Origin of the sequence: Salinicola peritrichatus, from assembly GCF_003206715.1 — a bacterium.
GTDB classification, from domain to species: domain Bacteria; phylum Pseudomonadota; class Gammaproteobacteria; order Pseudomonadales; family Halomonadaceae; genus Salinicola; species Salinicola peritrichatus.
The window spans coordinates 793-9,240 of sequence record NZ_PZJU01000097.1; the positions used below are offsets into that span (position 1 = coordinate 793).

Genomic DNA, 8,448 nt, shown 5'->3' on the forward strand with positions numbered 1-8,448 from the left:
GGAGCGCTTACGGCGAAGCCGTGGTGGATATCATGGCAGCGCCCATATTGCCCTATGCGCACGAAGTATTCAGTGGCGAGCGCCAATACCCGATCAGACTACCGCTGATTCCGGGCTGTGGTGCCATCGGGCGCGTTCGTGCACTGGGGCCGGACGCCACGACGCTGGCAATCGGCGACTGGGTGTTCTGCGACCCTACCGTACGTTCGCGGGACAACGCACAGTCTCCGGATATTACGCTGCAGGGCTGGAGTGCACGTGGTGAGGGCGGTATGGCCCTTCATGCCTATTTCCACGATGGTCCCTTCGCGCAGCAGATGAGGCTGCCGTTGGAGAACGCGATTCCCATCGGTGAGATAGAGGCTTCGCAGGCACCGGCATGGTGTGCTCTGAATGGGTTGCTGATTCCCTACGGCGGTTGGCTCTCGGTCGGTCTGCAGCCCGGCGAGACGGCACTGGTCAGCGGCGCCACGGGCAATTTGGGCAGCGCGGCGGTCACGGTCGCCTTGGCCATGGGAGCGAGTTGCGTCATCGCGCCGGGGCGCAACCGTGCCATGCTGGATACCTTGAAGGCGCGCTTCGGTGGGCGTGTCCGAACGCTGGAACTGAGCGGCGATACCGATGCCGACACGCGCCGCATGCAAGCGGTGGCGCCGGCGCCTATTGACTGCATGATGGATATCCTGCCGCCGGCCGTCAGTACCCGGACGGTCGAAGCGGCCATCAAGAGCGTGAGGCGGGAAGGACGTATCTCGCTCATGGGGGGCGTCGGTATGCTGGGCGGCGACGACTTGCGCCTTCCCTATCCCTGGATCATGCGCAACAACATGACGATTCGTGGACAGTGGATGTACCCGGCGGATGCCACCTATCGCATGGTCGGATTGGTGAAGGCAGGGCTTGTGTCACTCGACCACTATCGGATCAGCACTTTCAAGTTGGACGATATCAATCAGGCCGTGGCCAACGCTGCCGAAGATAGTCCTTTTGAAATGACCGTCGTTGAGCCGCAATAGTCGAGCGCTGGGGCGGTAGCCAACCGACGGGCTCCGGCTCAAGCCTCGGTACCCGCTACGGTCAGGTCCGTGGCGGGTTTGCCTGTGCAGTCGATGAGTCTATTCGCGATGACGGGATTGTAGACCGATAGGCTTGAAATACACTAAGTCGATGAGTGGCCGAAGCTTGCCGAAGAATTGGGCTGGCTTCATGTCGGGCAACCGTTGGGAGTAGCGATGCGCGGGAGTGAATTCGCCGAGCTTCAGGCCTTTCTCGCCGTGGCCGAGCAAGGGAGCTTCGTGCGCGCGGCGGAGGCAATGCAAGTCTCCCCTTCGGCGCTCAGTCAGACGATCAAGGGCCTGGAAGGGCGGCTTGGTGTACGCTTGTTTCATCGCACCACGCGGCGGGTCGGGCTGACGCAAGCCGGTGAGCGACTGTCGAGACGACTCAAACCGGCGATCGCCGAGGTCGAGGCGGCCGTGACCGACGCCTCGGAGCTGGGCGAGCGGCCACGCGGCCGGTTGCGGTTGCACGCCTTCCGTGTCGGCTACCAGCTCTATCTCGAGCCGCTGCTGGCAGCGTTCGCCGATGCCTATCCCGAGATCGAACTGGACCTGACCCTGGACGATCAGCCGGTGGATATGATCGAAGCCGGTTTCGACGGTGCGATTCGCCTTGGCGAGCTGCTCGAACAGGACATGGTGGCGATCCCTCTAGGCGCGATGTTGCGCCATTGCGTGGTGGCTTCGCCCGAGTACGTGGCCAGGCATGGCAAACCCCGAACGCCTTCCGATCTGCATCGGCACCGTTGCATCAACTGGCGCTGGCCGGGGCAGATGCATCCCTACCAGTGGGAGTTCCAGCGTGACGGCGGCTGGTTCCGGGTCGCGGTACACGGTCCGCTGATCGTCAATGACCTGAGGGCCATGCTCGATGCCGCCGTCAATGGTGTCGGCATCGCCTTCACCGTCGAGGCCTGGGCCGCACCACTGATTCGTCAGGAGCGGCTGGTGACGATGCTCGAGCCCTGGTGCGCGCCGTTCGAGGGGTTCTATTTCTACTATCCACGCCAGCGCCATCACCTGGCGGCGATGCGGGCGTTCATCGACTTCCTCAAGCAGCGTTCGACGAGATAGCGCGAAAGACTGTAGGGAAATGTGTCATTCCAGGCGAGGGGATGCCTCGAGGAGGGGGAGGCGAATGGTGGCGATCAATCCTCGTGGCCGGCGATTGGCGATCGTCAACTCTCCGCCGTGAAAATGCACCACCGAGCGACTGGCGGCCAACCCCAGACCATATCCGCCGGTCTGGGGATTGCGCGAAGGTTCCACGCGATAGAACGGGTCGAAAAGCCGGGGCAGGTTCTCCGGCGGCACGCCTGGGCCCTCATCCTGGATGGTGACGACGATGGTACTCTCGATGACGCGAAGCTCGACTTCGGCATGACCGCCATACTTGATGGCGTTGTCGATCAGGTTGGTCAGGGCACGTTTCAGGGCCGTGGGCTGGCCTTGATAGATCACCGATCGCGCATGATGATACGCCACCTTTTTGCCCATATCGCGGAAATTGTCCACGACGGTATGCAGCAGCTCGCTGAATTCCAGGCGCGTCAGCTCCTCGGGTTGCGACTCCAACCGAAAATAGGCCAGGCAGGCCTCCACCATCGACTGGAGTTCATCGATGTCGCCGATGATCTTGTGCCGCTGGCGCTCGTCGTCGACCAGTTCGCTACGCAACTTGAGTCGCGTCAACGGTGCTCTGAGATCATGCGAGATGGCCGAGAACATCGCCACGCGCCCCTCGAGTAGCCGCTGTATTTGCGTTTGCATGGCATTGAACGCGGCCAGCGTCTCGCGAATCTCGATGGGCCCCCTCACCTCCAACGGCCGACGTCGGGCGCCGATGCCGAATTGCTCGACGGCGCGGGCGAAATGGCGCATGGGGCGGGCGACCCGCAAGCCGAATACCCAGGAGATGAGTAGCGTCGACAGCAGAACGAAAAACGCCGTCAGCAGCCATCGGATGCTTGAATCCAATCCCCAGAAACGGGCCTGTGTCGAGAACATCAGCCAGGAGTGATCCTCGAGCCGAATCGCCAATGCATAGAAGCGCTCGACGTTGGGGAGCATCATCGAGACCCAGGAGTCGTCGTCGGGGTCGATGGCCAGAATATCGGTATCCTCGAATCCGAGCAGCTCTACGATATCGCGATGAAGATCCGGGTCCGGATCGTTTTCCTCGTGTACGTCGGGAATCGGCAAATCGTCACGATTGGCGAACCAGGAGACATGGATGCCGTTGTAGGAAAGTTCACGAGTCAATGACGAACGCTCATTGGATGGAATGCGATCGATCGTCTTGGCGATGCCGGCAGCCATGGCGATCTGGTCGATTTCGCTGAGAGGAGGATTTGACCAAGTACCTGAAAAACGGATGAAAATGAAATTCATTGCCAATGCAATAAGAATAGCGGCAATGACATTGGCGACGAACCAGCTATTGAAACTGCCAACGAAGCGGCGTCTTTCACTCATGACGATTGCACCGTTGGGGTAAAGATATATCCGGCATTGCGCACGGTCTTGATGATTTCGGGGCGGCGCGCATTGACTTCGATTTTTCGTCGCAGACGGCTGATCAGAACATCGATGCTCCTGTCGTAGACATCATGCATTTCGCCCTTGGTGTGATCCAGTAACTGGTCACGAGACAACAGGTATCCGGGATGTTCCAGAAAGGTCAGGAGTAACGTGAACTCTCCCCCGGATATCGGCACCATGGTGTCATCACGACGACGCAGTTCTCTTCGCGATACATCGACGCGCCAATCCAGGAATCGAAAGATATGGGTAGCGTGGGTGGAACCAGTTTCGGCGGCTGAAGTACGCCGAAGAACTGCGCGTATTCTTGCCAGAATCTCGCGCGAGTCGAATGGCTTTATGACGTAATCATCGGCCCCGAGTTCCAGGGCAACGATCCGGTCCGCCGTATGCGTAATTGCTGTTAGCATGATGATCGGCGTGGAGAAACATTCTCGAATACGTCTGCACAATGTCAGTCCATCCTCCCCCGGTAGCATGATATCCAGAATCACGATATCGAAAGTTTCGGTGGATAATTTTTGATCCATTACGATACCTGAGTTCGCTGAATCGACGAACATTCCGTGTCGGGAAAGGAATCCTGACATCAGTTCAAGGAGGTCCGAGTCGTCGTCGACGATCAATACCCTGGTCACTGAATTTCCTCCGAAATGAATGGCGATATTTACGTTTTTTGTGTTTTGTGTATGACAAGAGGTTAATGTTTCAAGTTGGAAATATTTGAGAAATAGTGCAGAAAAATCGCTATGCCATGATCGCGCTCGATAGGCCTCGATGGATAGGCTACGGAGATTATCGACGATAGAGGATTCGAGCGATGCACGGTAGAGCTATCGTAAAGAAAAAAGGACGTCTTTTGCCAATGGCCGGCTGCATTGCCATGTCGTTGGCGACGGCTCATGTCGAAGCATGGCAGGAACCGGCGGATTCGAATGCAAACGGCACTCAGTGGCGGTTGGGCGTGATGGGGTCGTTGTCCGACGACGGCTATGTGGATGCCGATTCCGATGGCAGCGTCTACCCCCTGGTTTATGTCGACAGCCGGTGGCTGTTCTTTCATGCGACCGAAGGTGGTGTCCATCTATACCGAAGCGATCGGTTCACGCTGGATGCCTTGCTGTCGATCGGGCACCAGGAAATGGACGCGGACGATCTCGGGCGCAGGAAGTTGGCAGAGCGAAACGTCGACCGGGACCGGTTGGATGATTGGGATCGCAGCTACTACGCTGGGTTGTCCGGGGCTTGGACGAGCCGTTTCGGCGTCTTGAGGGCCGAGGCCCAGACGGACATCTCGGGCAACTCTGAAGGGGAGTTGTATCGTGTGGCGTACGCCTATCCCTGGCACGTTGGACGGGCACGCGTGACACCGCATGTCGATGCCACCTACCTGTCCGATAACGTCGTGGACTACTATTTCGGTCTCGACGCCGACGAAAGCCTCAGCGGCAGCTACGCCTATTCCCCCGACGCCGCGTTCGTTCCCGGCATCGGCGTGGACCTTGCTTATTCCCTGAGCCGCGACTGGACCCTCTACGCTGGCGCCAGATACCAGCACTATCCCGATGAGATTTCCGACAGTCCCTTGATCGAGGATGACCATGCCGTCTCCCTGACGGGTGGGATCAGTTACTCGTTTTGAGATGGAAGGGCTCGATGAGATGGAAGGGCGCTATATCTTGTCGATTGCGCGCTCGCGGACGCTCGATCTCTCCATCGAAGCCTTGCCGGGCAACCGTCTGCTGGCGATGCGCTGCCCGGACCCGGCGCACAGCACGCGCCTGTGCTTCGATTACCTCGAACTGGGATACCGATGGCCGGGAGACGACGTGGACACGGAACGAGTCACCGGCGTGGACCTGTATCGTGCATCCCAGGCGCCATCGTTGGGTATATCGCTGGCAATGAGGCGATGCGCCTTCCCGGTTTGTGATATTCACTGCCCGTGGGATGTCGAGACACGCCATCCTGCGCCGGCACCACAGCAGCAATGCTGGGTCGGAGGGATTTGGTGCAGCGAGCATGAGCGCCACCAGCCCGCCGCCGCGCTCCTATGGGAGCGCGTGTACTCGCGTCACGGATTCGAAGCGGATTCCGTTCCTCTTGTGCTGAGTAATGACGACTTGGCGTGGTGGTTGGATGCGCACCTGGTCGAGCGCGCAAAACTGCTTGCCTTGTTGAAAAGACGGCGGTGCCGTTAGGCTCTATACGAAAATTGCCTACGCTCGCCGACTTTTCAGACAGACCTAAATCACACGCTTGCATCGTCCACGAAGGTTCCGATATGGCCTTCAGGCCTTCTGTTGCAAGCATATTAAGCAATTATGTATCCACAGCTTCATAAATCATGAAGTTTTCTCCCGATTATTCTTCTTGTCTAGGTCAATAAGCTGTTTCCCGTGGGTCGGGTGAATTCCCGACGACTGTCACCGATACGAGGAAGCACCATGACCGATCTTTCCCGTAAAGTTGTCCTGATCACCGGCGCCAGCAGTGGCATCGGTGAGGCCACGGCGCGTCATCTTGTCGGCTTGGGCGCCAAGCTGACGCTGGGGGCGCGACGCACCGACCGGCTCGAACGCCTGGTGAGCGAGATCCGCGAGGCGGGTGGCGAAGCCGACTGCCGCGAGCTGGACGTCACCGTCGTCGAATCGATGCGCGCCTTCGTGACTGCGGCGCAGGAAACCTATGGCCGTGTCGACGTGATCATCAATAACGCCGGCGTGATGCCGCTCTCAAAGCTCGAAGCGCTCAAGCTCGACGAGTGGAATCGCATGATCGACGTCAACATCCGCGGCGTGCTCCACGGCATCGCGGCCGCGCTACCGGTCATGCAGAACCAGCACTCGGGACAGGTCATCAATCTGTCGTCGATCGGTGGCCATAGCGTGGCACCGACGGCCGCCGTCTATTCCGCCACCAAATTCGCCGTCATGGCGATTTCCGAGGGCCTGCGCCTGGAAGTCGGTGGCGACATTCGCGTCACGGTCATCAGCCCCGGCGTGACCGAGTCCGAATTGGCGGATTCGATCACCGACGCTACCGCTCGCGAGGCGATGAAGTCGTTCCGCGCCGGAGCGATCCCGGCGGAGGCCATCGCCCGCTCGATCGCCTTCGCCATCGGGCAGCCGGCGGAGGTCGATGTCAGCGAAATCATCGTGCGGCCGACCTCGAGTCCGTACTGAATATGCAGTGAGTGCCTTGTCGCGCCCAGGCAACCGAATGGGAGGTCGAAATGACGAATCGAATGGGAATCGGCGGTAGCGCGCTCTTCTTGTCCTTGGCGATGTCGACGGATGCGGCCCTTGCCATGTCCGAGAGCGAGCGCCTGGAGCGAGGAAACGAGGTAGTTCTGCGCTTGAACCAGGGACAGCCGCAGCCGGTACTGGAATCCATGCGCGAGGCGTTTCCCTTTCTTGCCGAGGCCGTCCAGGGCTATGCCCTGGGCGAGGTCTGGGGGCGTGACGTGCTGGACGATCGTACTCGCCAGTTGATTACTGTCGGGGTCTTCGCTGCTCTCGGCCAGCCAGACTACATGAAAGTTCACGCCGGTTATGCGCTCAATGCCGGTGTCACCGAGGAAGAGTTGAAGGAAGTCATCTACCTGACGACCGTTCACGCCGGCTTTCCGCCGGCGATCGCCGCCTCCGGCGTGCTGGCCGATCTGTTTCAAGAGCGCCGCGAAGCCAGCGAAGAGGCGGGACCGTGAAGCGATCCGCCTTCCCATCTGACGAGGCAACGGATTGTGCCGCTGACCGCTTCTCTGGTCGCGACGTTCCTCGCGGGAACGGCGCAGGCGACATGTTTCGATGGAGATTCTTCAATGGCAAACCATCCCTATGCGGGCATGTGGGTCACGGTCGATGGCCATATCCGGCATGAGTTGTTGCCCAATGGCCGCGTGACCACCAGTGCCTTCGCACCGGCGATCGTCGAGCTGATCGGTGCGAAAGCAGCCGAATACCGTGGTGTCGCGACGGCGCTCTATGGGTTTTCGATGTTCCTCGGCGGCAGTCTTGGCAGCCAGATCGTTGGCTCCCTGCACGGTCTGAGCTTCACGACGTTTCTCGTTTTCATCGCGGCCACGTTCCTCGTCGGTGCCGGGCTGACCCTGTTGTCCCGCGCCTTGCCGGACTGACCGCCTTCCACCCTCGGATAAAGGACTGACACATATGCAATTTCTCGTAGAAACCAGCATTGTTTCCGATGCTTCTCAGGAGGTCATAGACAACGGACTCGAAGCCGAACTGCGCCAGGTACGGCGGCTCTACGGCGCGAATGTGCTGCGCCAGATCTGGCACCGCGAAGACCGCCTGGGTTCCGTCATCCTGGTCGAGGCGGCCAGCGTGGCCGAAGTGGTCGCGCACATGGACACGCTGCCCCTTGCTCAGGCGGGTGTCGTGAAGGTGGACGTCATCATCCCGCTGAAGCCCCATGCCGCCATGCTCGTCGGAACCGACTGAAATCACGCGATCAGATAGAGGGAGGCGCGTCCATGAGCCCCGAATCGAAAAGCGAGAATGCCTCTCTATCGCGGGCAGTGAGTGTAGAAAGGGTCGCCATCGTGGCCGGTGCCGCTGGGGATATCGGCCGTAGTACCGTCGCCAATATGAACGGCGACGATTTGACACAACGCACTCGCTCGATCGCAGTCCGATAATACCCTATACCTATATGTGTTGCCGGATAGTCTCTCTTTCAGAAGGAAACGCCATGATCAAGCAGCATCTATCCAAACTGGTCGCCGGCGCATGCCTGGTGGCCATCAGTTCCATCGCCACGGCTCACGACATGGGTCATGGCATGCGGGGCTACGGCCCCAACGCGAATGACGATGGTCCCGGCATGA

10 protein-coding genes are annotated in these 8,448 nt (G+C 59.6%); 8 read left to right on the forward strand and 2 right to left on the reverse strand.

The window, feature by feature from the left end; genetic code table 11:
• The coding region (locus DOM57_RS21490) for an MDR/zinc-dependent alcohol dehydrogenase-like family protein (RefSeq protein ID WP_110651791.1) at window positions 1–1,016 on the forward strand (1,016 nt) is incomplete at its 5' end.
• A gap of 216 nt (window positions 1,017–1,232) precedes the next feature.
• A complete protein-coding gene (locus DOM57_RS21495; RefSeq protein WP_110651774.1) occupies window positions 1,233–2,132 on the forward strand; it encodes a LysR family transcriptional regulator in 900 nt (299 codons plus the stop codon).
• Window positions 2,133–2,156: 24 nt separating this feature from the next.
• Here DOM57_RS21495 and DOM57_RS21500 read toward each other — a convergent pair whose 3' ends face one another.
• Both DOM57_RS21500 and DOM57_RS21505 read right to left on the reverse strand, forming a co-directional pair.
• Complete coding sequence (locus DOM57_RS21500) at window positions 2,157–3,533, reverse strand: sensor histidine kinase (protein WP_110651776.1); 1,377 nt, start codon at window positions 3,531–3,533, stop codon at window positions 2,157–2,159.
• Window positions 3,530–4,237 carry a response regulator gene (locus DOM57_RS21505; RefSeq protein ID WP_110651778.1) on the reverse strand — a complete coding sequence of 236 codons (708 nt, stop codon included), beginning with the start codon at window positions 4,235–4,237 and terminating at the stop codon, window positions 3,530–3,532. The genes DOM57_RS21500 and DOM57_RS21505 overlap by 4 nt, the downstream gene beginning before the upstream one ends.
• 227 nt (window positions 4,238–4,464) lie before the next feature.
• Here DOM57_RS21505 and DOM57_RS21510 point away from each other — a divergent pair, with 227 nt between their 5' ends.
• From DOM57_RS21510 to DOM57_RS21535, 6 genes are all read left to right on the forward strand, one after another.
• The gene (locus DOM57_RS21510) at window positions 4,465–5,241 is read left to right on the forward strand and encodes a MipA/OmpV family protein (protein ID WP_162619633.1); all 777 of its coding nucleotides are present in this window, start codon (window positions 4,465–4,467) and stop codon (window positions 5,239–5,241) included.
• A gap of 1 nt (window position 5,242) precedes the next feature.
• The gene (locus DOM57_RS21515) at window positions 5,243–5,800 is read left to right on the forward strand and encodes a hypothetical protein (protein ID WP_110651782.1); all 558 of its coding nucleotides are present in this window, start codon (window positions 5,243–5,245) and stop codon (window positions 5,798–5,800) included.
• Window positions 5,801–6,046: 246 nt separating this feature from the next.
• A complete protein-coding gene (locus DOM57_RS21520) occupies window positions 6,047–6,784 on the forward strand; it encodes an SDR family oxidoreductase (RefSeq protein WP_110651784.1) in 738 nt (245 codons plus the stop codon).
• Window positions 6,785–6,834: 50 nt separating this feature from the next.
• A complete protein-coding gene (locus DOM57_RS21525) occupies window positions 6,835–7,308 on the forward strand; it encodes a carboxymuconolactone decarboxylase family protein (protein ID WP_204353065.1) in 474 nt (157 codons plus the stop codon).
• Window positions 7,309–7,422: 114 nt separating this feature from the next.
• Window positions 7,423–7,737 carry an Atu4866 domain-containing protein gene (locus tag DOM57_RS22145; protein ID WP_204353066.1) on the forward strand — a complete coding sequence of 105 codons (315 nt, stop codon included), beginning with the start codon at window positions 7,423–7,425 and terminating at the stop codon, window positions 7,735–7,737.
• A 34-nt stretch (window positions 7,738–7,771) separates the two neighbouring features.
• Window positions 7,772–8,062, forward strand: coding sequence for a muconolactone Delta-isomerase family protein (locus tag DOM57_RS21535; protein WP_110651787.1), 291 nt, complete (start codon window positions 7,772–7,774; stop codon window positions 8,060–8,062).
• Window positions 8,063–8,448 lie beyond the last annotated feature (386 nt).

Coding starts and splice junctions, on each gene's coding strand:
- DOM57_RS21495 (WP_110651774.1), top strand. CDS start 1,233: ATGCGCGGGAGTGAATTCGCCGAGCTTCAGGCCTTTCTCGCCGTGGCC.
- DOM57_RS21500 (WP_110651776.1), bottom strand. CDS start 3,533: ATGAGTGAAAGACGCCGCTTCGTTGGCAGTTTCAATAGCTGGTTCGTC.
- DOM57_RS21510 (WP_162619633.1), top strand. CDS start 4,465: ATGGCCGGCTGCATTGCCATGTCGTTGGCGACGGCTCATGTCGAAGCA.
- DOM57_RS21515 (WP_110651782.1), top strand. CDS start 5,243: ATGGAAGGGCTCGATGAGATGGAAGGGCGCTATATCTTGTCGATTGCG.
- DOM57_RS21520 (WP_110651784.1), top strand. CDS start 6,047: ATGACCGATCTTTCCCGTAAAGTTGTCCTGATCACCGGCGCCAGCAGT.
- DOM57_RS21525 (WP_204353065.1), top strand. CDS start 6,835: ATGACGAATCGAATGGGAATCGGCGGTAGCGCGCTCTTCTTGTCCTTG.
- DOM57_RS22145 (WP_204353066.1), top strand. CDS start 7,423: ATGGCAAACCATCCCTATGCGGGCATGTGGGTCACGGTCGATGGCCAT.
- DOM57_RS21535 (WP_110651787.1), top strand. CDS start 7,772: ATGCAATTTCTCGTAGAAACCAGCATTGTTTCCGATGCTTCTCAGGAG.